The sequence below is a fragment of the Streptomyces sp. NPDC005494 genome, from assembly GCF_042872025.1.
GTDB lineage: Bacteria > Actinomycetota > Actinomycetes > Streptomycetales > Streptomycetaceae > Streptomyces.
The window spans coordinates 65046-91216 of record NZ_JBIAJR010000007.1 but is presented as its reverse complement, the minus strand read 5'-3'; the positions used below and the strand labels follow the sequence as shown (position 1 = coordinate 91216).

The following is a 26171-nucleotide window of genomic DNA, read 5'->3' as shown; positions in this document are numbered from 1 at the left end:
GTCAGCTGCGCAGTCGCGCGTGTACCGGCTTCAGGAGGCCTGGCGCTCCTGCTCCTCGTGGCTGATCTCCAGTGCTCCGGAGTCACCGAACGTGAGACGGCAGGTGTCGGCCCGGTAGGTGGCGACGGAGACAGCGGCCGTTCCGGCGGCGGCGAAGTACCGGGTCGTGACCACGAGTACCGGTGCCCCCGGAAGCCTGTCGAGCTCCTTGGCGTCGTCAGCGCGCGCCGACCCGAGCTCCACCGAGCGGTCCTGGCCTTCGAGGCCACGGCGGTGCAGCTCACGCATGACGCTCCGGGCCCGGGCGGGCCCGGACGGCGCGTCGATCGCCGACAGTTCGGGCACGGACGCTGCGGGAACATACAACAGTTCGGCCGCCACAGGCTGTCCATGGGTGACCCGGATACGGCGTACGACGTGCACCAGTTCGTCGGCGTCCACGTCGAGAACAGCGGCAACCGATGCCGGGGCGGTGGCGCTGACGCACTCGACGGGCTGCCATGCCTCGTCCGACTCCCCGCCCGCCCAGCCGTGCTGAGCCGTGGCAACGGCCACTCCGACGCGCGGAGGGGCCACGGTCGTACCGACGCCCCGGCGTCGCTGCAGCCGGCCTTCGAGCTCCAGCTGTTCCAGAGCCTGGCGAAGCGTCGCGCGGGCGACGCCGAAGCGCGCGGCGAGTTCGCGTTCGTTGGGCAGAATCTCTCCGACCGCGAAGTCCGAGTCGAGTGCCTCACTGAGCACGGTCTTGAGGTGCCAGTACTTCGGCTCCTGCACCGATTCCAGCTGCGTGGTCCCCACCCTGTCCTCGCAATCGCTCGGCGGCTTTTCCGCGACGTTATTTATTAAAGGTTCCTGCCTTAACGTTCAGACCATAGGACGGCGCAGGACCTTGGTCAAGACCAATCCTCACCCGTGACAGAGCGGAACGGCTCACTGCCGCAGAGCGTTCACGGGACGTTCGTGCGCCCGTGAGGCCAGGCAACACCGAACCGTCGCGGCCCACGGTCGGCTTCCCGGTGACGAGCACACCGCCCCTCTGTCAGGGCCTCCCGGTAGCGTGCGGGCGACCCCGATCCGACTCTCCTCCAGGAGCAGCACCGTGGACATCCTGCTCATCGCCGGCCTGTGGCTCGACAGATCCGTCTGGCGCGACGTCGTACCCGAACTGACCGCGCTCGGCCACCGCCCCGTGGCGCTCACCCTCCCGGGCCAGGGCGACGGCAACAGTTCCGCGACACTCGACGACCAGCTTTCGGCAGTACTCGCCGCAGTGGACGCCGCGCCTCAGAAGCCGCTGGTGGCAGGGCACTCCGCAGCGGCCACCCTGGCCTGGATGGCCGCCGACGCACGACCGGAGAAGGTGGCCAAGGTCGCCTTGATCGGCGGCTTTCCCTCCACCGATGGGCAGGCGTACGCCGATCACTTCGCGATCGAGGGCGATGCCATGCCGTTTCCGGGCTGGGCTCCCTTCGAGGGCGCGGACGCCGCCGACCTGGACCAGCAGGCCCGGGACCGCTTCTCGTCCGCCGCCATTCCCGTCCCCGAGGGCGTCGCACGGGGAGTCGTGCGACTGACGGACGAGCGCCGCTTCGGCCTCCCCGTGGTGGTGGTCTGCCCTGAGTTCACTCCCGCCCAGGCAGAGGAGTGGGTGGCCGGCGGCGAGAGTCCCGAACTCGCCCGCGCCACCCACGTCGAGTACGTGGACCTCGAGTCGGGCCACTGGCCGATGTTCACCCGCCCCCGGGAGCTCGCCGACGTCCTGGCGAAAGCCGCCTCGTCGTAGCCGGCCGGACGTGGGCGCCCGGACGCCGCTACGACGTGACGGATGTCCGGGCCGGCATGCGGGCGGATGCCCGCAGGTGGGTGGGCGGGCAGCCGGTCCGGCAGGTGGACGAAGGGCAGTGGGGCGAGTGGTCCCGTAGTCGGAGGCGCGGCCGAACCACCGCACCGGACGAGGAGGAAGACCGGAGGCAGGGGCTCAGGCAGGGACCGAACCACGCAGAACCAGCCCGAACCGAGCAGAACCGGCCCGAACCCCCGCAGAATCGCACGGACGGCGCCACCCGCCATCAGTCGACCGCCAGCGCACCCAGTTTCTCCGGGTTACGGAGGATGTAGACGCACTGGATGATCCCGCCGTCGATCTCCGCCTGCACGACCGTGTCCGCCTTGCCGTCCACGCTGAAGACCAGCGCCGGGGCGCCGTTGACCTCCAGCATCCGGACGTCCAGCGTCCCGCGCCAGTCCTGCCCGACGGCGACGAGGAAGCGGCCCACCTTGCGCGCGGTCTCGATGACCCGCCGGGGTGCCTTCGCGTTGCCCCCGCTGTCACTGACCAGCCGCACATCGGGTGCCAGCAGGCTCAGCATCTGCTCCAGGTCTCCCCCGGCCGCTGCGGACAGGAAGCGCTCCGTGAGATCGCGCCGGACGGCAGGATCCACGTCGTACCGCGGCTTGCGCTCCTCCACATGGCGCTTCGCCCGACCGGCCAGCTGGCGCACCGCCGCCTCCGACCGGTCCAGGGTGGCGGCGATCTCCGCATAGGGGAAGCCGAAGGCCTCGCGCAGGACGAAGACGGCACGCTCCAGCGGGGATAGTGACTCCAGCACGACGAGCACGGCGAGGGACACGGACTCGGCGAGCACCACACGCTCCGCCGAGTCCGGCACCGTCGTGCCGAAATCGGTGACCACGGGTTCCGGCAGCCACGGCCCCACGTACGCCTCGCGGCGGGACCGCAGGTGGCGCAGCCGGTCGATGGCCAGGCGCGTGGTGGTCCGCACGAGGAAGGCCCGCGGCTCCCGCACGTCCCCCCGGTCCGCGGACGACCAGCGCAGCCACGCCTCCTGCACGACGTCCTCGGCGTCGGCGACACGGCCGAGCATGCGGTAGGCGACCCCGGTGAGGACGGAACGGTGTTCTTCGAAGACGTCGGTCACGGTGTCGGCAGTCACCGCCCCATCCCAGCCGACGCACCCCATGGTGTCCAGCGGAATCGCGCTCCCCCTGACCCGGGAACGCTCCGAGGTACTCACCCCTTGAACTGCAAGCTACTCGGCGGTAATCATTGTCGACGGACAGTCCCGTTCTCTCCTTGTCCGGCCCACAGATCGTCCCGAGGAGCAGCATGCCCACCACGGTCTCGTTCGCAGTCGACTCGCCCGCCGGCCGTCGCGTCGTCAGAGTCGCGTACGAACGCCGCGGCTCCGGTGAGCCGTTGGTGCTGCTGCACGGCATCGGTCATCACCATCAGGCGTGGGAGCCCGTCCTGCGCATCCTGGCGGCCGAGCGGGACGTCATAGCCGTGGATCTCCCCGGGTTCGGCGCCTCGCCGGCACTGCCGGACGGTCTCGGGTACGACCTGCACACCCTGGTCCCGCTCCTCGGCTCGTTCTTCGAGACGCTCGGCCTGGTTCGCCCGCATGTCGCAGGCAACTCGCTGGGAGGGCTGATCGCGCTGGAGTTGGGCCGGCGAAGCCTGGTTCGTTCGGTGACTGCCCTCTCGCCCGCCGGGTTCTGGACACAGGGCGAGCGCCGCTACGCCTTCGGGGTGCTGCGTGCGATGCGCGGAGCGGCGCTCACGATGCCGATGCCCCTGATCCAGCAGCTCTCGAAGAGCGCTCCCGGGCGTACAGCGCTGACGAGCACCATCTACGCCCGGCCCGGCCGCCGTTCACCCGGCGCGGTCGTGTCGGAGACCGTCGCCCTCCGCGAAGCCACCGGTTTCCGCCAGACACTGGAGGCCGGTCTGTCCGTCGCGTTCACCGACGACGTGCCCGAGATTCCCGTCACGGTCGCCTGGGGTACCAAGGACCGTCTGCTCCTCCGCCGCCAGGGTGTCCGGGCCAAGCACACCATTCCGGGGGCCCGCCTCGTGCGCCTGCCCGGCTGCGGCCACGTTCCGATGAACGACGACCCGGCCGCCGTGGCCCGGGTCGTCCTTGACACCAGTCGTCCACGAGGCGGGGCGCTTCCGCCCGAGGACGCCTGATCCGAGCACGACCCCCAGACCCACCAAGAGGCTCCCCGCGCCCTGGCCGATGCCGTACGTCCCTGTGCCCACCAGGGGCGCGGTCAGCGCGGCCGACACGGGGATGAGCCCCGAGAAGAGTGCGGCGCGCTCGGCACCGATACGCCGCATCCCGCTGTACCAGCACACGAAACCGATCACCGTGACCACGGCCGCCTGCCAGAACAACGCGACCGCTTCCGTGGGCGTGGGGACCCGCAGAAAGCCTCCCCCGTCGAGCAGTACGCCCAGTAGCGCGGACTGCACGGCTGCGACGGCGCACACGGCCGCGGACAGCGACTTCGGCCCGAGACGGCGCAGCAACGGCACGGCCAGGACCGCGAAGCCGACCTCTCCCGCCAGCGCACCCACCGAGTAGAGGATGCCTGCCGGGTCGGTCCGGCCCCACCCCTGGACCGTGAACGCTCCGGCGGCGACAAGGCCGGCGGCCCGGAGAACCCCGGCGGTCGGCCTGCGCCCTTCCATGGCGGGCACGAGGACTCCCACGACGATGGGCGCGCATCCGACGAAGACCCCCGGAACCGCCGGCTCCGCCGTACGTTCGGCAGCCAGGACGGCCAGATTGAACCCGACCATCCCGATGGCCGCGAGAGCTCCCAGCCTGCCCCACTCCCGGCCTGTGAGCGCCCGCGGAGCAATCGTCCCCCCTCTGTCTCCCCGGTCGAGGAACGGCAGGAGCAGCAGGGCCGCGAGGCCGTACCGCAGTGCCTGGCCACCGGCGTACGGATAGTCGCCGAGCACGCTGTTGGCGGTGAAGGAGGCTCCGACCAGGGTGCAGGCGAGAGCGGCGAGCAGGGATCCGCGCAAGGAAGTTGCGTTCATGCGGACGACGCTAGATTTCCCGGCGGACCCGCTTAAGGTCCACTTCCATGACGTCTACGGGGACCAATTCGCAGCCCAGCACTCCCGCGACGGGGGACGGCCCGCCCGCGTCGGCCGCATGGGAGCTGCTGCTCCCCGCCGTGTCCGCGCCCCCACGCCGACGTGGTCGGGCCTTGCAGTCGGCCCTGCGCGAGGCCGTGCGTTCGGGGCGGCTCCCGGCCGGAACGCGTCTGCCCGCGAGCCGGGAACTCGCCGCCGATCTCGGGGTGTCCCGCGGACTGGTGACCGAGGCCTACGAGCAGCTCACAGCGGAGAGTTACCTGCGCGCAGGCCGGGGCGCGGGCACCTGGGTGAGCGACGCCGTGCGCCCCTCCGCCGGGAGGGCGCGGAACCTTTCACCGCGTGCGCCCGGCACGCGGGTGGACTTCCGTCCGGGCACCCCGGATCTGTCGCTCTTCCCGCGGAGCGCCTGGGCCTCGGGGCACCGCGCCGCCCTGGACCGGATGCCGCACGGCGCTCTCGGTTACCCGGACCCGCGAGGCCTCCCGGAACTGCGCACGGCGCTCGCCTCCCTGCTGACCAGGCGCCGCGGGGTGGTGGCCGATCCGGAACGGGTGGTGGTGTGTTCGGGAGTGGCCCAGGCGACGACACTGCTCGGCTTCGTCCTGCGCGGACGCGGTGAGACAGCGGTCGGCGTCGAGGACCCCGGAAGCCCTGAGCACGCCTCCCTGTTCGGCTCCACCGGACTGACCACGGCCGCGCTCCCGCTCGACGGCGACGGTCTCGCCATGGGACCACTGCTGAGTTCCGGCGTCCGCGCCGTGGTCACCACACCGGCTCATCAGTTCCCCACCGGCCTCGCCTACTCCGCCGAGCGACGCGGCGCGCTGCTCGACTGGGCCCGGGAGACGTCGGGGGTGATCATGGAGGACGACTACGACGGCGACTTCCGCTACGACCGGGCACCGGTGGGGGCGCTGCAGGGTCTGGACCCGGAACACGTGGTGTACACCGGCTCGGTCAGCAAGTCCCTCGCGCCCGGCCTGCGGCTCGGCTGGCTCGTCGCACCGGCGTCGATGACCGACGAGATCGTCGCGCGCAAGCGGACGATGGACCTCGGCAATCCCTCCCTCGACCAGGCGGTGCTCGCCGACTTCGTCACCGGCGGAGGGTACGACCGTCAACTGCGTCGTTGTCAGCGCGCGTACAGGGAACGCCGGGACGCCTTGACGGCTGCGCTCGCCGCGCACTTCCCGGGGGCCGAGGTCAGCGGGATCTCCGCCGGCCTGCACATCATCGCCCGGTTGCCCCGGCGGTACGGCCCGCAGGACGTCTTCCTGCGCCGGGCGGCCGAGGCGGGTGTCGCGCTGCGATCGCTGGACTCGTACGCGGCAGCAGCTCCCGGCGGGACCGAAGGCACCAGCGGGACCGAAGGGCCCACAGGCACCCCAGCCGCGCGAGGCGCCACAGGAACCGCGGGAACCACGGGAACCCCGGTCACCGGCAGCGGCGACCAGGACGCAGGGACCGGCACGGTCCGGCTGGTACTCGGATACGCGCATCTGGCCCCCTCCGCCATCGAGCGCGGCGTGCGCCTTCTGGCGGACGCGGTCCAGGCGCAGGGGCGGCGCGACCGTTGTTCACCTCCGGTTGGGGTGGCCGCTGCCACCGGCGACTAGGTATGGGTGCGCAAGAAGCCTGTACGGAAACGCCGTTCCGGCAGCCACGCTCGCCCTTGGAGGCGCATCGATGTCGAACCGTCCCCGCATCCCGGCCCCGGGCCGCCGCACCGTGCTGCGCGGCTCGCTCCTGGCCTCGGCCGCGACCGTCGTGCCCGCGACGCTCACCAGCGCGCCCGCGTTCGCGCTGTCCGGCCGCCCGAGCGCGTCGTGGGGCGTACAGGTCGGTGACGTGACGGCCTCGTCCGCCCTGGTGTGGGTACGTTCCGACCGCCCCGCCCGAATGGTGGTCGAGACGTCCGCGACCGGCTCCTTCCGCCGCGCCCGCAGGTGGCACGGCCCGCTGATCGGCGCTCTCACGGACTTCACCGGCACGACCCCGCTGTACGGGCTGCCGGCCGGCGAGCAGGTGCACTACCGCGTCATCCTCGAGGACCCGCACGACCCCCGCCGTACCGGCAAACCGGTCCACGGCACCTTCCGCACCGCTCCGGCCACCCGTCGGGACGGGGTGCGGTTCCTCTGGTCCGGCGACATCGCGGGCCAGGGATGGGGCATCAACCCGGACATCGGCGGCTACCGGGTCTACGACGAGATGCGCCGCCTGGACCCGGACTTCTTCCTCTGCAGTGGCGACAACATCTACGCGGACGGGGTGCTCGAACCCAGCGTGGCCCTGCCCGACGGGCGGATCTGGCGCAACATCACGACGCCGGAGAAGTCGAAGGTCGCCGAGACGCTGGACGAGTACCGCGGGAACTTCCGGTACAACCTGCTCGACGACAATCTGCGGGCGTTCAACGCGCAGGTCCCCTCCATCATCCAGTGGGACGACCACGAGGTACGGAACAACTGGTATCCCGGGCAGATCCTCGACGACGCCCGGTACACGGAGAAGAACATCGACCTGCTGGCCGCGCGTTCGATGCGGGCCTTCCGCGAGTACTTCCCGGTTCCGACGCTGCAGGGCTCGCCGGAGGACAGGCGTATGCACCGCGTCGTGCGCCACGGGCCGCTGCTGGACGTGTTCGTCCTGGACATGCGGTCGTTCCGCGACGCCAACTCCCCCAACCGGCAGCCCGACGACACCACGGGCATCCTCGGTGCCGAGCAGCTGCGCTGGCTCAAGCGCGAGCTCTCGCGATCGCGTGCGGTGTGGAAGGTGATCGCCGCCGACATGCCGATCGGGCTGGTGGTCCCCGACGGTGCCACGGACTTCGAGGCGATCGCGCAGGGCGATCCGGGCGCGCCGCTCGGACGGGAGCTGCAAATCGCCGAACTGCTGCGCCACATCAAGCACCAGCGGATCACCGGCACGGTCTGGCTGACCGCCGATGTGCACTACACCTCGGCTCAGCACTACGCCCCCGAGCGCGCGGCGTTCAAGGACTTCGCACCGTTCTGGGAGTTCGTGTCCGGGCCGCTCGCCGCCGGAGGCTTCCCGGCCAACGCGCTGGACGGGACGTTCGGGCCCGAGCGTGTCTTCGTCCGGGCACCGGACCGGGCGAACGTGTCCCCGATGGAACAGCCTCAGTTCTTCGGGGAGGTGGACATCGACGGCGGGAGCGGCGAACTGACCGTGCGGCTGAGGGCCCAGGGCGGCACGGTCCTGTTCTCCAAGGTGCTACAGCCGGGGCGTACCGGACAGTGACCGCAGGCGGTCCCACAGCGCCGCCCCGTCCTGCCCCACACCTGACCGGATCGGCTCACACCCCGTGACCGGAAGGGCGTACACGGCGAGGCCGGACGGCTCCGGACCGAGCCGGCGGCCTCGGGCACAGGCGAAAAAAGCATTGAAGACGACCAGACCCACACGTAACCCATCGGTCACAATCCGTTCGTGATCAGGCAACACCGCTCGGTCACAGTAGGGACATGACTGATGTGACATCCGCGAAGAGTGCCCGCCGTCCGCACCACTGGCGGCGGGACCTGATCGAGCTGGCGGCACTGTTCACGGCCGTGGCCGTGGCCGACGCGATCGCCAATCTGATCGGGCACCAGCCCGACGGCCCCTATCTCCTCGGTGCCTCGGCCGTGGCCCTGGTGGCCACGGCCGCGTTCCACACATGGTGGGCACGCAGGCACAGTCACGCCCCGCCGCCGGATACCGGCGCCGGTACGGAGGGCGGGTCCCCGTCCGCCGACGCCGGTGCCGATGAGGTGAGCGAAACGGTGCTGTGGCGGATGCGGACGACCGTACGGGACGCCCCCGGCACTCTGGCCGCCCTGTGCATCGCCCTCGCCCGCCACCGGATCGACATCCTGACTCTGCAGACCCACCCGCTGGCGGAAGGCACCGTCGACGAATTCCTGCTGCGTGCCCCGGCGACGCTGCCGGCCCAGCAGCTGACCCGGGAGATCTCCGCCGCGGGCGGCTCCTCGACCTGGATCGAGCGCGCGGACGCCCACGACCTGGTGGACACGCCCACCCGGGTCCTCGGCCTCGCCACACGGACCGCGCTCGACGCCGCCGAGCTCCCCCTCGCGCTGCGTCAGCTCCTCGGCCGGTGCACCATCCACTCGTTGCCGGCCCTCTCCGTGACCGGACGCCCCACCGGGGAGAGCGCGCCGGTGGAAGGCGTCCTGGAGGACACGGTGATGCGGCTGCGCGACCCCTCGGGCGGCGTGATCACCGTGGAGCGGCCGTATCTTCCCTTCACCCCGACCGAGTTCGCCCGCGCCCGTGCCCTGGTCGAGCTCGACACCCGGCTCGGTCCGCGCGTCCCGCGCAGCGAGGACGTACTCACGCTCCCCGAGGGCAACGAGATCACCGTCCGCCGCGCGGACCGTACCGATCTCGGTGCCGCCCGCGCCATGCACGACCGCTGCTCCGACCGCACCCTCGGTCTCCGCTACCACGGTCCGGTCCGGGACGCCGACCGCTATCTGGACCACCTGCTGAGCCCGCGCTTCGGCCGCACACTCGCCGTGCAGACGGCCTCCGGCCGGCTGGTCGCGCTCGGCCACCTGCTCTGGGACGGGGACGAGACCGAGGTCGCCCTGCTCGTGGAGGACGACTGGCAGCGCCGTGGTATCGGCTCCGAGCTCCTCGGCAGGCTGGTCACTCTGGCTGTCGAGGCCGGTTGCGACAGCGTGTACGCCGTGACGCAGGCCCACAACACCGGCATGGTCGCGGCCATGCGGGCGCTCTCGCTGCCGCTCGACTACCAGATCGAGGAGGGCACCCTCGTCATCACCGCCCGGCTGAACCCGTCGGCCTCGCAGCCGGCGGACGGGTCCGTGGCGCCGGTGTCCCTGCCGCAGCCGCAGGCCGGACAGGCACAGCAGCTTCGTCGCTGAGCGCCTGGCACAGGTCGGTCCAGAGGTCCTCGACGTCCTCCAGGCCGACCGACATACGCAGCAGACGGTCGCCGACCCCCGCGGCCCGCCGGTCTCCTTCAGCCACGATGCGGTGGCTGATGGAGGCCGGGTGCTGGATGAGCGTGTCCACGCTGCCGAGGCTCACGGCGGGAGTGATCAGCCGGACGGCGGAGATGATCCTGTGGGGGTCCCCGAAGACCTCGAAGGACACCATCGCGCCCCCCACCTCCGGGTAGTGGACCCGGGCGATGCGGGGATCGGCGGAGAGCCTGCGGGCCAGTTCCGCGGCGGAGGCCGAGGCGGCCCGCATCCGTACCGGCAGCGTGGACAGGCCGCGCAGCAGCAGGTAACCGGCCATCGGATGCAGGACGCCCCCGGTCGCGAAGCGCACCTGCCGCAGGGTGGCGGCGAACTCCTCATCGCAGGCGACGACTCCGCCCATGACATCCCCGTGGCCACCGAGGTACTTGGTGGCGCTGTGCAGCACGATCCGGGCGCCGTGTTCGACGGGCCGCTGGAGCACGGGTGTCGCGAAGGTGCTGTCCACCAGCAGCGGCACGGATCCGCAGGAGTGCGCGACGGCTCGGATGTCGATCTCGGCCAGCGTCGGATTGGCGGGCGTCTCGACCATCACCAGACCGGTGTCGGGCCGGATCGCCTCGGCGATGCCCGCCGGGTCCGTCCAGGTCACCTCGGTACCCAGCAGCCCGGCGCCCAGAAGGTGGTCGCTGCACCCGTAGAGGGGGCGCACCGCGACGACATGCCGCAGGCCCAGGCTCGCGCGGGCCAGCAGCACCGCGGTGAGCGCCGCCATTCCGCTGGCGAAGGCGACGGCGCTCGCGGTGCCCTCCAAGCGGGCGAGGGCCGTCTCGAAGCGAGCCGTCGTCGGGTTGTCCAGCCGTGCGTAGACCGGCGGGCCGTCCGGCCTGGCTCCGGTGGTGGCGAAGGCGTCGATACGCGCGGCCTCGCCCTGCGAGTCGTACGAGGGGTAGGTGGTGGACAGATCGATCGGCGCGGCGTGCAGCCCGAGAGAGGCGAGGTCGTCGCGTCCCGCGTGCACGGCTTCGGTGGCGAGCGCCCTGGACCGGAAGGGTGCCGGGGGTGTCGGTGAGCTGGCTTCGGTGTCCATGGCAGCCAGCTTGAACATCGACCGGGCGTCCATGCCCTCATGCCGTGCTACGTTCGCCGAATGCCTGAATCCGTCGCTCTCGATCCGGTCGATCTGCACATTCTGCGATTGCTCCAGAACGATGCCCGGACGACGTACCGGGAGCTCGCCGCCGAGGTCGGGGTGGCCCCCTCGACCTGCCTGGACCGGGTGGCGCGGCTGCGTCGCTCGGGGGTGATCCTCGGGCACCGGCTGAGGCTCGACCCGGCGAAGATCGGGCGCGGTCTGGAGGCGCTGCTGCTGGTGCAGGTCCGCCCGCACCGCAGGGAGCTGATCGGTCCGTTCGTCGAGCGGATCCGGGCGCTGCCAGAGTCCCGGGCGTTCTTCCACCTCACGGGGCCCGACGACTATCTGGTGCATGTGGCCGTGGCCGGACCGGCGGATCTGCAGCGTCTGGTGCTGGACGAGTTCACGTCCCGCCGGGAGGTAGCGCGCGTGGAGACGCGGCTGATCTTCCAGCAGTGGGAATGCGGCCCGCTCCTGCCGCCCTCGGCGGAGGCGCGGACGCAGGTCGGGGCCCCGGAGCCGCCACCCGGTCCCCCGGCGCCGTAACGGCCCCGGCCCTGACGGGAAGTCGATTCCCCGTGACGAACAGGCCGTCGCCGTACGAGGATGTCCATATGTCAGACACTTCGAGCAGCGCACTGCCGCGCCAGGTCGCCGACGCGTACGTCGACGCATACATCGAACTCGACCCCATCACCGGTACCTACCTCGGTGTCGCGGAAAGCTCCCGCCGGCTGCCCGATTTCTCGCCCTCCGGTCAGGCCGCGTCGGCCGACCTCATCCGCCGCACCCTCGTGGAGCTCGACGCCGCGGAGAAGGTGCCGGGGGCGGAGGCCGAGGAGGAGAAGCGGTGCGCGAGGCTGCTGCGGGAACGCCTGACGGCCGAACTCGCCATCCACGAAGCCGATGAGGGCCTGCGAGCCGTTTCCAACATCCACTCCCCGGCCCACAGCATCCGGGAGGTGTTCACCGCGACACCGACCGCGACGGACGAGGACTGGTCGGCGGTCGTGGACCGCTTGCGTGCCGTACCCGCCGCGCTGGAGGGATATCGCGCCTCGCTCGCTCTCGGGCTGGAGCGCAGGCTTTACGCCGGCCCGCGCCCGACGGCGACGTTCGTCGGACAGCTGGGCACCTGGGCAGAGGGCGAGGACGGCGGTCCGGGGTTCTTCCAGGACTTCGTGGCCGAGGGGCCGGACTCGCTCCGCACGGAGCTGGACGAAGCCGCCGCACAGGCGGCCGCCAGCCTCCTGGCGCTGCGTGACTGGATGAGGGACGTGTACGCCCCCGCCGTCGAGGGCTCCCCCGACACCGTGGGTCGCGAGCGCTACGCCCGCTGGTCGCGCCAGTTCAACGGTACGGATCTGGATCTGGACGAGGCGTACGCGTACGGCTGGTCCGAATACCACCGGCTGCTGGCCGAGATGAGGACCGAGGCGGAGAAGATCCTTCCGGGCGCCGGACCGTGGGAGGCGCTCGCCCACCTCGATGTGCACGGCAAGCACATCGAGGGCGTGGACGAGGTGAGGGTCTGGCTGCAGGGCCTGATGGACGAGGCGATCGAGGCGCTCGACGGCACCCACTTCGAACTCGCCGAGCGTGTGCGGAAGGTGGAGTCCCGCATCGCCCCGGCGGGTGGCGCCGCCGCTCCGTACTACACCGGGCCGTCGGAGGACTTCTCGCGCCCCGGCCGCACGTGGCTGCCCACGATGGGCGAAACCCGCTTCCCGGTGTACGACCTGGTGTCGACCTGGTACCACGAGGGCGTGCCGGGCCACCATCTGCAGATCGCGCAGTGGACCCATGTCGCCGACAGCCTCTCGCGCTACCAGGCGTCCATCGGACACGTCAGTGCCAACGCCGAGGGCTGGGCACTGTACGCCGAGCGGCTGATGGACGAGCTGGGCTTCCTGCCCGACGCGGAGCGCCGGCTCGGCTATCTGGACGCGCAGATGATGCGTGCCTGCCGGGTCATCGTCGACATCGGCATGCACCTGGAGCTGAAGATCCCCGCGGACTCGCCCTTCCATCCCGGCGAGCGGTGGACGACGGATCTGGCCGAGGAGTTCTTCGGCAACCACAGCGGCCGGCCCGCCGACTTCGTGGAGAGCGAGCTGACCCGCTACATGTCGATGCCGGGGCAGGCCATCGGCTACAAGCTGGGCGAGCGGGCCTGGCTGCTGGGCCGGGAGAACGCCCGTAAGGCGCACGGTGACGCGTTCGACCTGAAGGCGTGGCACATGGCCGCCCTGTCCCAGGGTTCGCTCGGCCTGGACGACCTGGTGGACGAGCTGTCCAGGCTCTGATCCCGGGGTGCCGGGGACCGGTGGGCGCCCACCGGTCCCCGGTTCGCCCCTCACACGCCCGCCCGCCTCCGGCCCGAAGGACGAGTCCCGCATGACCACGCCCGGTTTCCTGTTCTGCCGCGACCCCCTGCGGCCCGGCGGTGCGGATCCCCAGTTCGCGCCCGAGGCGGCCGTGCTGCGGCGGGCCGGTGCGCGTGTGGTGCTGGTCGACCACGACGCGTTGCTCGCCGGGGACGCGGGGGCCGCCGTGGAGCGGGTGCCGCGCGGCTCGGGGGCCTACCGGTACCGGGGCTGGATGGTGCCCGCCGCCCGTTACGAGGAACTGGAGCGGGCTCTCGCCGCCCGTGACTGTGCTCTGGTCACGGACGCCGCCGCGTACCGCTCGGCCCATGAACTGCCCGGCTGGTACGCGGCGTTCGCCGGCCTCACGCCTCGTAGCGTCTGGCTCGCCCTTTCCCCGGAAGACCCGCTGCCGGACCCGTCGGTCTGGGCGGGCCTGGCCTCAGGTCTCGGCGCGGGTCCGGGCATCGTGAAGGACTTCGTGAAGTCCCGTAAGCACGAATGGCACGAGGCGTGCTTCGTCCCCGAGCTGACGGATGTGGAGCGGCTCGCCTCCGTCGTCGGCAGGTTCGTCGGACTGCAGGGCGAATTCCTGTCGGGCGGGGTGGTGTTGCGTGCCTACGAGCCCTTCGTCGCGGGAGGTGAGGCGCGGGTGTGGTGGGTGGACGGCGACCCGGTGCTGGTGACGGCCCACCCGGACAGCCCTGGCCAGGTGCCGGCGCCCGGTCTCGACGAGGTCGGCGAGGCCGTGCGCCGCCTCGGCTGCCGCTGGGTGACCACCGACATGGCGTTGCGCGAGGACGGGGCGTGGCGCGTGGTGGAGGTGGGCGACGGTCAGGTCAGCGGCCTGCCCGCGGGGGACGACGGCCGGGTTCTCTTCGACGCGCTCGTCGGCGGCGGGGTCGTCTGAGCCGCTCCGGCCCTGCCGGGTCTCGAAGGCGAGGCCCGCGCGCACCGATCAAGCCGAATCCGCCCGGCATCTCCTTCACCTGTGGCCGAGTTCGGTGAGTGCGAGCGCGGGGCGGGCCCCCGGTTGCAGCCCGGGGGCCCCTCCCGCGCCGCTCGGTCAGCCGCTGAGCGTGCCGGAGACCCGATGGCGGACCGCGGAGCCGTGACGCTCCTTCACCACTTCCAGCTGGGCGGGGATGCGCCGGCGCAGATCGCCGACGTGGCTGACGATGCCGACGCTGCGGTCGCGTTCGCGCAGTGAGTCCAGGACATCGAGGACCTCGTCCAGCGTCTGGTCGTCGAGGCTCCCGAATCCCTCGTCGATGAACAGGGTGTCCAGGCGTACGCCGCCCGCCTCGTCCGTCACCACGTCGGCGAGACCGAGTGCCAGTGCCAGGGAGGCGAAGAAGGTCTCGCCGCCGGAGAGGGTGGCCGTGTCGCGTTCGCGGCCCGTCCAGGAGTCGACGACGTGCAGGCCGAGGCCCGCCCTGCGTCCTCCGCTGCGCTCGTCCGAGTGGACCAGGGTGTAGCGGCCCGAGGACATCCGCTGGAGGCGGGCCGTCGCGGCGGCGGCGACCTGTTCGAGCCTGGCCGCCAGTACGTACGCTTCCAGCCTCATCCTGCGCTCGTTGTCGGCCGAGGTCCCTGCGGTCAGACCGGCGAGGCGGGCCACCCTCTCGTACTCCTGGCGCAGTGGCCCGAGTGCGTGTACGTCGTCCTCGACTCGGCGGGACAGCCGGTCGAGCTCCGCGCCGCGCTCACGCGCGGCCGAGTGCGCGGCAGCACTGTCGCGCAGCAGCCGCACGGACTGCTCGTACGCCGCCTGTGCGGCGTCCGGCGTGGCGGGCGGGCGGCCTGCCGCGTCCCTGGCGTCGGCCTCGGCCAGCCGGTCGGCGACGGTGGCGGCCTCCGTCTGCCAGGCGTCGATCCGGTGCTGGAGCTCCCGCTGTGCCGTCTCGCCGAGGAGCTTCGCCGCCGCGGCCTGCGGAGTGTCGAATCCGGCCCGGAAGGCGGCGTCCGCCAGCCTGCCGTCGGCCTCCTTGAGCCGCCGGGCGGCGCTCTGCTCGTCCCGCAGCGCCTCCGCCGCGCCCGCCAGCAGCCCGGCCCGCCGTTCCAGCAGACGCGCGTGCGCGGCGACGGACCCGCCGGCGCCGCGTGCCTTCGCGAGTTCAGCCTCCAGTGCCGCCTGCTCGCGGTCGAGCGCTTCGCGCTGCGAGGTACGCGCAGCCGCCCGCCGCTCCGCCTGCTGCCGGTCCTCGATCCGGCCGAGGTGCTCACGCTCGGCGACGGCGAGTGCTTCCCTGGCCGCGTGTGTACCGGCGGCGAGGCGATGCGCTTCGGCGTGCTCCCGGGTCAGCCGGTCGGCGATCTCCTGGAGCGAGGCCACCGAAGCGAGTCCGTGGCCCTCCGGGGCACGCGCAGCGGCGCCGTCCTCCGCGCCGCCCGGTCCGGGCACGCCTCCGTGCTCCTGCGGGTCCTCGGCCTCGGCACGGGCCGCCGCCAGACGCTCCCGCAGCACAACGAGTTCCGCCTCGGCCTCCGCGCGGGCCTGGCCTGCTCGCTGATGGGCGGCGAGGGCCGCCTCCTCGGTGGCCCGGTCCACATGGCCGTCGCCGGCCCGGGCGGGCTCCGGGTGCTCGGCGGAGCCGCACACCGTGCAGGCGACGCCGTCGACCAGGGCACCGGCCAGTTCCGCCGCGATGCCGCGCAGCCGCTGCTCCCGCAGCCCCAGCCACTTCTCGTGTGCGGCTGCCGCGCGTTCACGCGCGGCGGTCAACCCCGCGGCGGCGGCCTCCTCCTGCGCGGAGAGGGCGTCGCGCCGCCGCGCCGCGTCCAGCCTCCTGCGCGCCGGGCCGAGCCGGCCGGCCAGCTGCTCCGCCAGGGTCGCCGCGTCCTGCGCCGCCTCGATACGCGCCCTCAGTCCGCGGTGTGTCGCGTCCCAGCCCGCCAGCCAGGTCTCCGTCTCCTGGATCAGCTCGTCGTCGGCGCGTGACTGCCTGTCCAGACCGGCCCGTTCGGCGTCGATGTCCTTGCTGCGCTGTTCCGCGCGGCGCGCGGCGTCGAGGGCGCCCAGTTCCGCCCTGAGCGCCCGTTCCCTCTCCGCCAGCTGCTCGTATCCCGCGTCCGCCAGCTCGGGCGGCAGTTCGGCGCGGGATCGCTCGCGGGCGACGAGGGCCGTGCGGTGGGCGCGCTCCGCCTCGTCCCGCAGGTCGAGTGCGGGAGCGACCAGATCCGCCTTGCGCGCGCGGGCCAGTTGCTCGTGGCACCGGTCGCGTTCCGCACGGCGCTCCTCCAGGCCTGCGGCACGGCGCCGGGTCTCCTCGTACCGCTGCTGGAGCCGGGCGAGTTCGCGCTCGGCTTCGACGGCGTGGCGGGCGACGGCGTTCCGGCCCTCGGCCTCGGCCAGGACGCACTGCGCGATGTCGAGCCGCTCGCGGGCTCCGCTGCGGGCGACGGCCGCCCACCGCAGGACCCCGTCGGCCAGCCCGGGCTCGCCGGGGCGCTCCCCGGGTTGCGGCATCTCGTCCGCCGCCGGGCCGGCTGCCTGCGCGATGCGCTGGGCGAGCGCGAGGATCTGCTCGTCCGCCGCTTTGACGCGGGCCTCCGCGGTCCGGCGCAGCTCGGCGAGGCGTTCCTCGACGGCGGCGAACCTGCGGGTGTCGAAGAGCCTGCCGAGCAGCTTGCCGCGCGCCTCGGCGTCGGCGCGCAGGAATCGCGCGAAGTCACCCTGCGGCAGCAGCACCACCTGACAGAACTGGTCCCGGCTCATGCCGATGAGGCCACCGATCTCCTCACCGATCTCCTGGTGGGAGCGGCTCAGTGCCTTCCAGCCGTGTTCCGGGTCGTACTCGCGCAGCCAGCTCTGCGCCTTCTCCGTGGTGAAGCCGCCGCCCCGCTTCTTGGGCCGGGGCTGGGCGGGCCGCCTGGTGATCTCCAGCCTGCGTCCCCCCACGGTCAGCTCCAGGCACACCTCGGTCGGCCGGTCCACGGCGGCGTGGTCACTGCGCAGAGAGGTGCCGGGGCTCTGCCGCGCGCCGGGCACGGCTCCGTACAGGCCGTAGCAGACGGCGTCGAGCACCGAGGTCTTGCCCGCGCCCGTAGGTCCGTGCAGCAGGAAGATCCCGGCCGAGGAGAGCGCGTCGAAGTCGACCTCCTGGGTGCCGCCGAAGGGCCCGAACGCGGTCAGGGTGAGCTTGTGCAGCCTCAACGGGACACCTCGTCCACCGCGTCGTCGACGCGTACGTCGTCGAAGGCGGCACGCAGCACCGCCCGCTCCTGTGCGCTGGGGCCGCTTCCACCGCGTACATGGGCCACGAAGTCCTCCGCGATCTGGTGGTCGTCCCTGCCCTTGAGCCGCTGGGCGTACGAGGCGGAGGGGTCCTCGGGGGCGCGCTCGGGCTCGAAGACCAGGCTCAGGGTGTGGGGGAAGCGTTCGAGCAGCCGGGCCATCGGATCGTCCGGCCGGACGGGGTCGGTGAGGGTCGCCTCGACCCAGGAGTCCCGGTGACGTTCGGCGGCGGGATCCTCCAGCAGCGTGCCGAGACGTCCCCGGAGGCGCGCGAGCGGACGCGGTACCGGGCAGTCGACGCGTTCGGCCACGAGGTCGCCGCCCGCGCCGAGGTCGATCAGCCACATGGTCTTGCGGTGGGTGTGCTCGGAGAAGGAGTAGGCGAGCGGGGAGCCCGAGTAGCGGACGCGTTCCGTGACCGTCTGGCAGCCGTGCAGATGGCCGAGCGCCACGTAGTCGACGCCGTCGAAGACTCCGGCGGGGACGGCCGCGACGCCGCCGACGGTGATGTCGCGCTCGCTGTCGCTGGGTTCACCGCCGGCCACGAACGCATGGGCGAGGACCACCGAGCGGGTGCCTCCGGAGCGGGAGCCGAGATCGGCACGCACCCGGTCCATGGCCGCCGTGAGGACCGCCTCGTGCCCCGCCTTCGACGCGCCCAGGGTGTCCTTGACGAGGGCCGGCTCGAGGTAGGGCAGCCCGTAGAAGACCACGTCACCGTGGGTGTCGTCCAGCACGACCGGGGTGGCGCAGTCCTCGGGGTCGGTACGCAGATGGATACCTGCCCGTGCGATCAGCCCGGCACCGACGCCCAGCCTGCGGGCCGAGTCGTGGTTCCCGGAGATCATGACGGTCGGAACCCCGGCCGCTGCGAGCCGGTGCAGTGCGTCGTCAAACAGCTGGACGGCCGACAGCGGGGGCACGGCCCGGTCGTAGACGTCGCCGGCCACGACGACCACGTCGACCGCCTGCTCCCGCACCGTCTCCACGAGGTGGTCGAGATAGGCGGCCTGGGCGTCGAGCATGGCGACGCGATGGAAGGACCGCCCCAGGTGCCAGTCCGAGGTGTGCAGAATCCTCACGACATCACTCCGACGGCTACGACCGGCATGTTCCACTTCCTCCGCCCCCAGGACCCCACAGGTCCGGCACTCCGCCCGCCCCGGATTGCGCTGCGGACCGGACCACGCTAATGCCGCGGGGCCCCGGATCCCTCATCGGCCTCGGACGTCCCCGTACGCCTCGCCACCCAGTTCGAGTGTCGCGGCACCCGCCGTGGCGTCCGCCAGCCAGCTCCTGAACCCGTCCACGTCGGCGTCCGGCAACCCGATCCCGATGGTCACGGCCTCGGCGTACGACACCTCACGCACATCGACACCGGTGGCACGCAGATCGTTCTCCAGCTTGCCCGCCCGCTGGTGGTCGACGGTGACGGTGGCGAGCCTGAAGCGCCTGCGGGTGGTCGTGCCCAGCGCGTCCAGCGCCTCCCCGACCGCTCCGCCGTACGCCCTGATCAGGCCGCCGGCTCCGAGCTTGACGCCCCCGAAATAGCGGGTGACGACGGCGACGACGTACCGCGTCTCGCGGCGCAGGAGCATCTGGAGCATGGGGACACCCGCCGTGCCGCCGGGCTCCCCGTCGTCCCCGGCCTTCTGCACGGAGGCGTCGGCGCCGATCACATAGGCGAAACAGTTGTGGTTTGCGGTGGGGTGCTCCTTGCGGACACGGGCGACGAAGTCCTGCGCCTCCTGCTCGGTAGCGGCGGGGGCCAGCGCGCAGAGGAAGCGTGATCGGTTGACCTCGGTCTCGTGCACGCCCGCGCGGGCGACTGTCCGGTACTGCTCCTGCATCGCCCCAGCCTATGCGCCGGTCCGACGGCACGTTCACCCTCCCGTGGGGAATGTGCCGGGCGGGCCGTCCGTTGTCCGGGCATGTACGCAGACGACGAGACGGTCCGCAGGATTCTTCTGGACTCGGGCGACACCTGGGCGGTGGTCGGCCTGTCGGGCAATCGCTCCCGCGCGGCCTACGGGGTGGCCGGGGTGCTCAAAGCCTTCGGCAAGAAGGTGGTGCCGGTCCACCCCAAGGCGGAGACGGTCCACGGCGAGCAGGGTTACGCCTCTCTGGCGGACATACCCTTCCCCGTCGACGTGGTGGACGTCTTCGTGAACAGCGCCCTGGCGGGGGGCGTGGCGGACGAGGCGGTGGCGGCCGGGGCCAAAGCCGTCTGGTTCCAGCTCGGAGTGATCGACGAGGAGGCGTACGCGCGCACCCGTGGGGCGGGACTCGACATGGTCATGGACCGCTGCCCGGCGATCGAGATCCCCCGGCTGGGCAGCCGCGCCTGACCGGAGGGAGCGGGCCGGCCCCGGCGGGCCACCCTCCGCGTCACCCCCGCACCCTGTCCTGAAGGAGTGGTGTCACGGCGCCTCGCCGGCAGGGAGAATGTGCGCTGTGACACAGCATCTCCTTCGGCCCGGTGCGCGCACCGTCTCCCAGCTGGACGACCTGGGTGTTCGGCGGGGCGGCGTCCTGCTGGTGCATGCCTCGATGCGTTCCGCGGGTGGTGACGCCGACGACCTGGCCGCCGCGCTCCGGCGGGCTCTGGGGCCGGACGGGACCTTGGTCGTCCCGGCCTTCACCCCGGAGAATTCGGACACCTCCCGCTCCTACCTCGACCGTGTCCGGGGCCTGAGTGAGCAGGCACGCGCGGCCGTGCGGGCGGCGATGCCCCCGTTCGACGCGGCGACGTCGCCCGCGCGCGCGATGGGTGTGCTCGCCGAGACGGTGCGGCGGACGCCGGGCGCGCTCCGCAGCGGCCACCCGCAGACCTCCTTCGCCGCGATCGGCCCGGCGGCCCGGGCGCTGCTCCGCCACCATCGCCACGACTGCCACCTGGGCGAGGATTCCCCGCTGGCCCGGCTGTACGAAGCCGACGCGCAGGTCCTGCTGCTGGGCACCGGTTTCGAGAGCTGCACGGCCTTCCACCTGGCGGAGTACCGCGTTCCCGCCCCGGCCCGGCGTCATTACCGCTGCGTTGTGGCGTCGGAGGGCGGGCGCCGCTGGTGGGAGTACGAGGACATCGAGCTGGACGACGGCGACTTCGCCGCCCTGGGAACCGACTTCGTCCGCAGCATGCCCGCGGGATCGGTACGCACGGGTCCGGTGGCTTCGGCGCCGAGCCGGCTGTTCGGCTTCCGCGCTGCGGTGGACTTCGCAACGGGATGGTTCAAGGACCATCGGCCCGGCGGTAGTTGAGCAGCCCCTCACGGCGATGTGGCCGCCACCCTGCCCGTGCCGTACTCCGCGCGGCGGACCTGGTCCGCTCCGGACGGCGGGCCGGGCCTGTTCCAAAGGGCGGGCCCCACGACAGGCCCGACCACCGCGCCCTCAGCGTGCGACAGGCCTGGCTCAGACCCCGAGGCCCTCCACCAGGACCGCTCCCGGCAGGGCCGCCAGAGCCTTGCCCGGGACGATGAGCTTGCCGCGGCGGCGGCCACTGCCGATGAGAACCCATTCCTCGTCGGCCACGACGGGGTCGAGCAGCAGCGGCCAGGCTGCGGGGAGGCCCACCGGGGTGATCCCGCCGTACTCCATACCGGTCTCGCCGATCGCCACGTCCATCGAGGCGAAGGACGCCTTGCGGGCGCCGAGATGCCTGCGCACCGCCCCGTTCACGTCCACGCGGGCGCGTGAGAGCACCACGCACGCGGCGAGCGTGACGTCGGACCCGCGCTTGCCCGCGACCACCACGCAGTTGGCCGACCGGTTCAGCAGTTCGGGGCCGTAGTGCTCGGCGAAGACGGCCGTGTCGGCCCACTCCGGGTCGGTGTCGACGTGGACGAGCGACTCGGCGGGAACGCCGCCCCAGCCCTCCGCCACGGCCTTCGCGACGGGCGCGGGGAGGAGATCGAGCCGCTCGGCAGCGGGAGAGGCGTCGGTGAAGGTGCCCAGGGGTGCGTGCATGCCGTCACGCTAACAGCCTCCGGCCACAGCTCACTTGCCCTCTCCGCGCACGGGCGGTACCGATACGGCCATGGTCATTTCGGCCGGTTCGGTGCCGTCGTTGCGGTAGATGTGCGGCACGTGCGCCTCGAACGTCGCGGAGGTACCTGCCGGGACCTCGTGGGCCTCGCCGTCGACGACCAGGGTCAGTTCACCAGCGGTGACGTGGAGGAGTTCCACCGTCCCCACGGGGTGGGGGTCGGAGGCGCTGCTGTCGCCGGGCATCAGGCGCCAGGACCAGAGTTCGATCGGTCCCCGGGCCTCCGTGCCGACGAGGAGCGTGGTGGAGCTGCCGGCCTCCGTCGACCACAGGCGAACCGCCTGGCTCTCGGGCACCAGCCGCACCTGGGGGCCCTGCTCGAAGTCGAGCAGGGTGGTGATGCTGATGCCCAGAGCGTCGGCGAGCTTGACGGTGGTGCCGACACTCGGGTTCGTACGCGCCTGTTCGATCTGGATGATCATGCCCCGGCTCACGCCCGCCCGGGCTGCGAGCGCGTCCAGAGTGAAGCCGCGCTCGCCCCGCCAGCGCTTGAGGTTACGCGCGAGCGACTGGGTGAGCTGATCGAGGTCCGACACATTCCGTCCAATATCATGGATGACAGGGTTCAAAATATTGCACTAGGGTGCGGTGTACCCACCCGAGCACCCGACTGTACTGCGAGGCCCCGATGACGGCACTGTTCGCCCTGGCCACGAGCCTCCTGTGGGGCCTGGCCGATTTCGGGGGCGGAGTGCTCACCCGGCGGGTGCCCGCGCTCACCGTCGTGGTCGTGTCGCAGTGCATCGCCGCGGTGGTGCTGGGTGCCGTAGTGATCGCGACCGGCGGATGGAGCGAGGCCGGCGGACGGCTCTGGTTCGCGGTGGCGGCCGGCGCCGTAGGACCGGTGGCGATGCTCAGCTTCTACAAGGCCCTGGCCCTCGGCCCGATGGGCGTCATCTCCCCCCTCGGTTCGCTAGGGGTCGCCGTCCCCGTCGGCGTGGGCCTGATCGTGGGCGAGCGGCCGGGCCTGCTGCAGGCCGCGGGGGTGGCGGTCGCCGTCCTCGGCGTCGTACTGGCCGGCGGGCCGCAGTTGCGCGGAGCGCCGGTACAGCGCCAGGCGGTCGTGCTGACCCTGCTGGCCGCCTTCGGGTTCGGGGCTGTCATGGCCCTGATCGCGGAGGCGTCCACGACGGTGACGGGGCTCTTCCTCGCCCTGTTCGTCCAGCGCGTCACGAACATCGCGGTGGGCGGAACAGCGCTGTACCTCTCGGTGCGCCGGGGCGGCCACGCTCTTCCCGAGGAGGGAGGGGCCCGCGCCGTGCGGGCAGCGCTGCCCGCACTCGCCTTCGTGGGCCTCGCCGACGTGGCGGCCAACGGCATGTACGCGGTGGCCGCGCAGCACGGCCCTGTCACCGTCGCCGCCGTCCTGGCGTCGCTGTATCCGGTGGTGACGGCGCTGGCGGCGCGGGGCGTGCTGGGCGAGCGGATGCGCGGGATCCAGGCGGCGGGCGCCGGGCTGGCCCTGCTCGGCACGGTCCTGCTCGCGACGGGCTGAGGACTGCCTCCCACCGCTCACTGGGCGCGGGCCCTGAGGCCCTGTCGGTCGGCTCCTCCGGGAGCAGCGCCACGGCGGGCGCGGGCCCTCAGCCCTGTCGGCCGGGTCCTCCGCCAGCAGCGCCACGGCGGACGCGGGCCCTCAGGCCCTGTCGGCCGGGTCCTCCGCCAGCAGCGCCACGGCGGCCAGTTGTTCCGGCGTGACCCCTTCGGGAATCGGTACGGGGGCGGGCGTCCGCAGCGGCGGCTGCCAGCCCTCCTCCGGGTCCCAGCTGCGCACGACGCGGGCCGGCGCCCCCGCCACCACCGCGTGGTCGGGTACCTCGCCACGCACGACGGCCCCTGCCGCGACCACGACGTTACGGCCGAGCGTGGCCCCTGGGAGGATCACGGCACCGGTGCCGATCCAGCACCCGGGTCCGATCACCACGGGCTCCATGCGGGGCCATTGTTTGCCGACCGGCTCGTGCGGATCGTCATAACTGTGGTTGGTCGACGTGATGTAGACGTACGGACCGCAGTACGTGTTCGAGCCGATCGTCACCGTCGTGTCGGCGATGACATGGCTGCCCCTTCCGAGCACCACCCCGTCGCCCAGGGTCAGGATGGGCTCGGAACCGAGGTCCAGATCGGGCATCAGGCCTGCCGTGAGGGTGACCTGCTCCCCGATGATGCAGTGGTCGCCCAGCTCGATCCACGGCTCCCCGAACACGGTGCCCTGCGGGAAGGCGAGCCGGGTCCCGGTGCCGATACGGCCGAATCGCAGACGCCCCGGATGCTGTGCGGTGACGGCCCCGGTCTCCTGCACCCAGGCCCACACACGGTGGACGGCGCGGGACATGACACCACGCCGCCGGAGGGTCAGGGAGGAGAACATGTTTCGGTTCTTCGGCACCCGCTCACGGTAGTCGGCCCCGTCACGACGGGTCCGCGCGGCCGGCTGTGATGTTCACCCCACCCGGCTGGGCCCGGTGGACGGTCGATTAGGTTCGTCCGGAGCGCGGGACGCCGCGCACCACACCACACCGGAGGAGCAGGCGATGGCAGAGCAGGCATTGGTCACCGGCATCGGCGGCAAGGAGCCGGACGTCGATCCGGACGCCTTTCTCGCGCCGACGTCCGTCGTCATCGGTGAGGTCTCGCTGGCCGCCGGCTCGAGCGTCTGGTACCAGGCCGTGCTGCGCGCCGACTGCGGCCCGATCTCCGTGGGTCCCGACAGCAACATCCAGGACAACTGCAGCGTGCACACCGACCCCGGCTTCCCGCTGACCGTGGGCGCACGTGTCTCGGTCGGGCACAACGCCGTCCTGCACGGCTGCGTCATCGAGGACGACGTCCTGGTGGGCATGGGCGCCACCGTGCTCAACGGCGCGCACATCGGAGCGGGTTCACTGATCGCGGCGCAGGCACTGGTGCCGCAGGGAATGCGGGTGCCGCCGGGTTCCCTCGTGGCCGGCGTGCCCGCCAAGGTCAAGCGGGAACTCACCCCCGAGGAGCGCGAGGGCATCGCCTTCAACGCGGCAGGCTACGTCGAGCTGGCGAAGGCCCACCGCGCGGCGCACGAGGGCTGACGGCCCGCTGCCGGGAGGCCCTGCAGCAGCGGCGCCGGGCCGCCCCGGGAGGACCGGCGCGGGGGGTGGACCGCTTCCGCGCCGGGATCAGTCGGTCGCGGCGACCGCGTCCGGCTCGGCCGGCGCCGCCGCGTGGCCCCCCTGCTCCGCAGCCTTCTTGGCCCGGTTCTTCAGTACGAGCATCGAGACGAGCCCGATGAGCACGGCGGCCAGCAGCCCCAGCCACGAGAAGCGCTTGAGCCACGCCTCGGCGACGACTCCGACCGAGTAGACGACGGCGGTGGTGCCGCCGGCCCAGACGATTCCGCCGAGCACGTTGGCGATGAGGAACTTCCAGTAGGGCATGCGCAGGACACCGGCCAGCGGTCCGGCGAAGATGCGGAGCAGCGCGACGAAGCGGCCGAAGAAGACCGCCCACACGCCCCACTTCTCGAAGGACCGCTCCGCCATGGCGATCTGGGGCGCCCCGAAGTGCTTCGGGAACTTGCCGCCGAGCCAGGCGAGCATCGGCCGCCCGCCCTTGCGGCCGATCGCGTACCCGATCGAGTCACCGATGATCGCCCCGGCCGACGCGCAGGCGCCGAGCACCACAGGGTCGACTTCGCCGTGCTGGGAGGCGAGGAGGGCGGAACTCACGAGGATGATCTCCCCGGGCAGCGGGATCCCCAGACTCTCGAGTCCGATGACGACCCCCACCAGGAGGTAAATACTGACCGCCGGTACGGTCTCGAGCCACTCCTGGACGTGCAACGCCGGTCCCTCCGGTAAGAAGTCTGCCGCCGGGCACGACGATGGTGCCCGGCGGCAGCCTACCGGTCCGCACGGTCCGGGTGGCCGCGGCGGGTTCCCCGCCGGGGTCACCGTCCCTCCGCCCGGTACGCGGGGACGCGGCGGGCCCCAGTCGGCGCCCGCGGGACCGGGCCGGGTCCAGGCCGGGATCCGGGCCCGGATCAGCTGTTGGGGCGCAGGGTCCAGACCACGCTCATCTCGCTCGTGACGTCGCCGTCGGCGCGGCGGATCTCGACCTTCACCGGGAACTCCGGACGCTTGCCCTCGTCGAGCTCGGCGACGACCTCGGCGGCCGGGCGGGCCAGCACCGCCGTGGCGGTGAGCTCGCCCCTGGCCACCTTCTTGAAGGACATCTCGGTGGTGACGGGCAGCGGAACGGCCCGGTGCAGCTGGTCGCCGAAGGCCGCCACGACGATCGCGCCGCTCGCCGACTCGGCGAGCGTGAACATCGCTCCGGCGTGCGGTCCGCCGAGGTGGTTGTGGTATTCGGCCTGGTCGGGAAGCGAGAGGACAGCACGCTCCGCGGTCGTCTCCAGGTAGGTGATGCCGAGGGTCCTGACCATCGGGACGCTCGCGGACAGCATGTCGCCGACCGTCATCTCTTCAGTGCTCATGGCCGCGATGTTACTAGCGAGTAGCA

At 72.3% G+C, this 26171-nt stretch carries 23 protein-coding genes and 1 pseudogene; 12 read left to right on the top strand and 12 right to left on the bottom strand.

Annotation, left to right across the window (positions count from 1 at the left end; all coding sequences use genetic code 11):
• Positions 1-30 precede the first annotated feature (30 nt).
• Positions 31-798, bottom strand: a complete 768-nt coding sequence (locus tag ACFYQ6_RS21020; protein WP_361584115.1) for a GntR family transcriptional regulator — start codon at positions 796-798, stop codon at positions 31-33.
• Positions 799-1099: 301 nt separating this feature from the next.
• Between ACFYQ6_RS21020 and ACFYQ6_RS21015 the strand changes: the two genes are divergently transcribed.
• A complete protein-coding gene (locus ACFYQ6_RS21015; RefSeq protein ID WP_361584117.1) occupies positions 1100-1783 on the top strand; it encodes an alpha/beta hydrolase in 684 nt (227 codons plus the stop codon).
• A gap of 286 nt (positions 1784-2069) precedes the next feature.
• On the opposite strand, the gene ACFYQ6_RS21010 is transcribed toward ACFYQ6_RS21015, so the two are convergent.
• Complete coding sequence (locus ACFYQ6_RS21010; RefSeq protein ID WP_361584119.1) at positions 2070-2954, bottom strand: RNA polymerase sigma-70 factor; 885 nt, start codon at positions 2952-2954, stop codon at positions 2070-2072.
• A gap of 173 nt (positions 2955-3127) precedes the next feature.
• Here ACFYQ6_RS21010 and ACFYQ6_RS21005 point away from each other — a divergent pair, with 173 nt between their 5' ends.
• Positions 3128-3991: an alpha/beta fold hydrolase gene (locus ACFYQ6_RS21005; protein WP_361584122.1), complete on the top strand. Its 864-nt coding sequence runs from the start codon at positions 3128-3130 to the stop codon at positions 3989-3991.
• Between the two features lie 63 nt (positions 3992-4054).
• Here ACFYQ6_RS21005 and ACFYQ6_RS21000 read toward each other — a convergent pair.
• Positions 4055-4852 (bottom strand): annotated as a pseudogene (locus ACFYQ6_RS21000) (DMT family transporter); the annotation flags it as partial.
• Positions 4853-4899: 47 nt separating this feature from the next.
• On the opposite strand from ACFYQ6_RS21000, the gene ACFYQ6_RS20995 reads away from it, so the two are divergent.
• The 3 genes from ACFYQ6_RS20995 (at position 4900) to ACFYQ6_RS20985 (ending at position 9834) form a co-directional block, all read left to right on the top strand.
• Entirely contained in the window at positions 4900-6531 is a 1632-nt protein-coding gene (locus tag ACFYQ6_RS20995) for a PLP-dependent aminotransferase family protein (RefSeq protein WP_388764248.1), read from the top strand.
• Positions 6532-6601: 70 nt separating this feature from the next.
• Positions 6602-8182, top strand: a complete 1581-nt coding sequence (locus ACFYQ6_RS20990) for an alkaline phosphatase D family protein (protein ID WP_361584128.1) — start codon at positions 6602-6604, stop codon at positions 8180-8182.
• A 233-nt stretch (positions 8183-8415) separates the two neighbouring features.
• A complete protein-coding gene (locus ACFYQ6_RS20985; protein ID WP_361584267.1) occupies positions 8416-9834 on the top strand; it encodes a GNAT family N-acetyltransferase in 1419 nt (472 codons plus the stop codon).
• Here the strand turns inward: ACFYQ6_RS20985 and ACFYQ6_RS20980 are convergent.
• On the bottom strand, positions 9728-10984 hold the full coding sequence (locus tag ACFYQ6_RS20980) for a PLP-dependent transferase (protein ID WP_361584131.1): 1257 nt from the start codon (positions 10982-10984) through the stop codon (positions 9728-9730). The two genes, ACFYQ6_RS20985 and ACFYQ6_RS20980, sit on opposite strands and share 107 nt — an antisense overlap.
• A gap of 60 nt (positions 10985-11044) precedes the next feature.
• Between ACFYQ6_RS20980 and ACFYQ6_RS20975 the strand changes: the two genes are divergently transcribed.
• From ACFYQ6_RS20975 to ACFYQ6_RS20965, 3 genes are all read left to right on the top strand, one after another.
• Complete coding sequence (locus ACFYQ6_RS20975) at positions 11045-11575, top strand: Lrp/AsnC family transcriptional regulator (protein ID WP_361584134.1); 531 nt, start codon at positions 11045-11047, stop codon at positions 11573-11575.
• A 68-nt stretch (positions 11576-11643) separates the two neighbouring features.
• Positions 11644-13335 carry a DUF885 domain-containing protein gene (locus ACFYQ6_RS20970; protein WP_361584137.1) on the top strand — a complete coding sequence of 564 codons (1692 nt, stop codon included), beginning with the start codon at positions 11644-11646 and terminating at the stop codon, positions 13333-13335.
• Positions 13336-13426: 91 nt separating this feature from the next.
• On the top strand, positions 13427-14305 hold the full coding sequence (locus ACFYQ6_RS20965; protein ID WP_361584139.1) for an ATP-grasp domain-containing protein: 879 nt from the start codon (positions 13427-13429) through the stop codon (positions 14303-14305).
• A gap of 156 nt (positions 14306-14461) precedes the next feature.
• Here the strand turns inward: ACFYQ6_RS20965 and ACFYQ6_RS20960 are convergent, their stop codons facing one another.
• The 3 genes from ACFYQ6_RS20960 to ACFYQ6_RS20950 all read right to left on the bottom strand — a co-directional run bounded on the left by ACFYQ6_RS20960 (position 14462) and on the right by ACFYQ6_RS20950 (position 19482).
• Positions 14462-17551 carry an AAA family ATPase gene (locus tag ACFYQ6_RS20960; RefSeq protein WP_388764244.1) on the bottom strand — a complete coding sequence of 1030 codons (3090 nt, stop codon included), beginning with the start codon at positions 17549-17551 and terminating at the stop codon, positions 14462-14464.
• Positions 17548-18714, bottom strand: a complete 1167-nt coding sequence (locus ACFYQ6_RS20955) for an exonuclease SbcCD subunit D (protein ID WP_388764242.1) — start codon at positions 18712-18714, stop codon at positions 17548-17550. Before ACFYQ6_RS20955 ends, ACFYQ6_RS20960 begins: the two co-directional genes overlap by 4 nt.
• A 132-nt stretch (positions 18715-18846) precedes the next feature.
• Positions 18847-19482, bottom strand: a complete 636-nt coding sequence (locus ACFYQ6_RS20950) for a YigZ family protein (protein ID WP_361584147.1) — start codon at positions 19480-19482, stop codon at positions 18847-18849.
• Positions 19483-19563: 81 nt separating this feature from the next.
• On the opposite strand from ACFYQ6_RS20950, the gene ACFYQ6_RS20945 reads away from it, so the two are divergent.
• Positions 19564-19980 carry a CoA-binding protein gene (locus ACFYQ6_RS20945; RefSeq protein WP_361584149.1) on the top strand — a complete coding sequence of 139 codons (417 nt, stop codon included), beginning with the start codon at positions 19564-19566 and terminating at the stop codon, positions 19978-19980.
• Between the two features lie 97 nt (positions 19981-20077).
• On the top strand, positions 20078-20890 hold the full coding sequence (locus ACFYQ6_RS20940; RefSeq protein ID WP_388764240.1) for an aminoglycoside N(3)-acetyltransferase: 813 nt from the start codon (positions 20078-20080) through the stop codon (positions 20888-20890).
• 153 nt (positions 20891-21043) lie between these two features.
• On the opposite strand, the gene ACFYQ6_RS20935 is transcribed toward ACFYQ6_RS20940, so the two are convergent.
• Together ACFYQ6_RS20935 and ACFYQ6_RS20930 are read right to left on the bottom strand one after the other, a co-directional pair.
• Positions 21044-21598: a YbaK/EbsC family protein gene (locus ACFYQ6_RS20935; protein WP_356744097.1), complete on the bottom strand. Its 555-nt coding sequence runs from the start codon at positions 21596-21598 to the stop codon at positions 21044-21046.
• Between the two features lie 30 nt (positions 21599-21628).
• Positions 21629-22213: an XRE family transcriptional regulator gene (locus ACFYQ6_RS20930; RefSeq protein WP_361584155.1), complete on the bottom strand. Its 585-nt coding sequence runs from the start codon at positions 22211-22213 to the stop codon at positions 21629-21631.
• 92 nt (positions 22214-22305) lie between these two features.
• On the opposite strand from ACFYQ6_RS20930, the gene ACFYQ6_RS20925 reads away from it, so the two are divergent.
• On the top strand, positions 22306-23172 hold the full coding sequence (locus tag ACFYQ6_RS20925) for an EamA family transporter (protein ID WP_361584158.1): 867 nt from the start codon (positions 22306-22308) through the stop codon (positions 23170-23172).
• A 141-nt stretch (positions 23173-23313) separates the two neighbouring features.
• On the opposite strand, the gene ACFYQ6_RS20920 is transcribed toward ACFYQ6_RS20925, so the two are convergent.
• The gene (locus ACFYQ6_RS20920; RefSeq protein WP_388764238.1) at positions 23314-24066 is read right to left on the bottom strand and encodes an acyltransferase; all 753 of its coding nucleotides are present in this window, start codon (positions 24064-24066) and stop codon (positions 23314-23316) included.
• 145 nt (positions 24067-24211) lie between these two features.
• Between ACFYQ6_RS20920 and ACFYQ6_RS20915 the strand changes: the two genes are divergently transcribed.
• Positions 24212-24742, top strand: coding sequence for a gamma carbonic anhydrase family protein (locus ACFYQ6_RS20915; protein WP_388764236.1), 531 nt, complete (start codon positions 24212-24214; stop codon positions 24740-24742).
• Between the two features lie 87 nt (positions 24743-24829).
• On the opposite strand, the gene ACFYQ6_RS20910 is transcribed toward ACFYQ6_RS20915, so the two are convergent.
• Together ACFYQ6_RS20910 and ACFYQ6_RS20905 are read right to left on the bottom strand one after the other, a co-directional pair.
• Positions 24830-25492, bottom strand: a complete 663-nt coding sequence (locus ACFYQ6_RS20910; RefSeq protein WP_361584167.1) for a DedA family protein — start codon at positions 25490-25492, stop codon at positions 24830-24832.
• A gap of 200 nt (positions 25493-25692) precedes the next feature.
• Positions 25693-26130: a DUF4442 domain-containing protein gene (locus ACFYQ6_RS20905; RefSeq protein WP_388764534.1), complete on the bottom strand. Its 438-nt coding sequence runs from the start codon at positions 26128-26130 to the stop codon at positions 25693-25695.
• Positions 26131-26171: the final 41 nt, after the last annotated feature.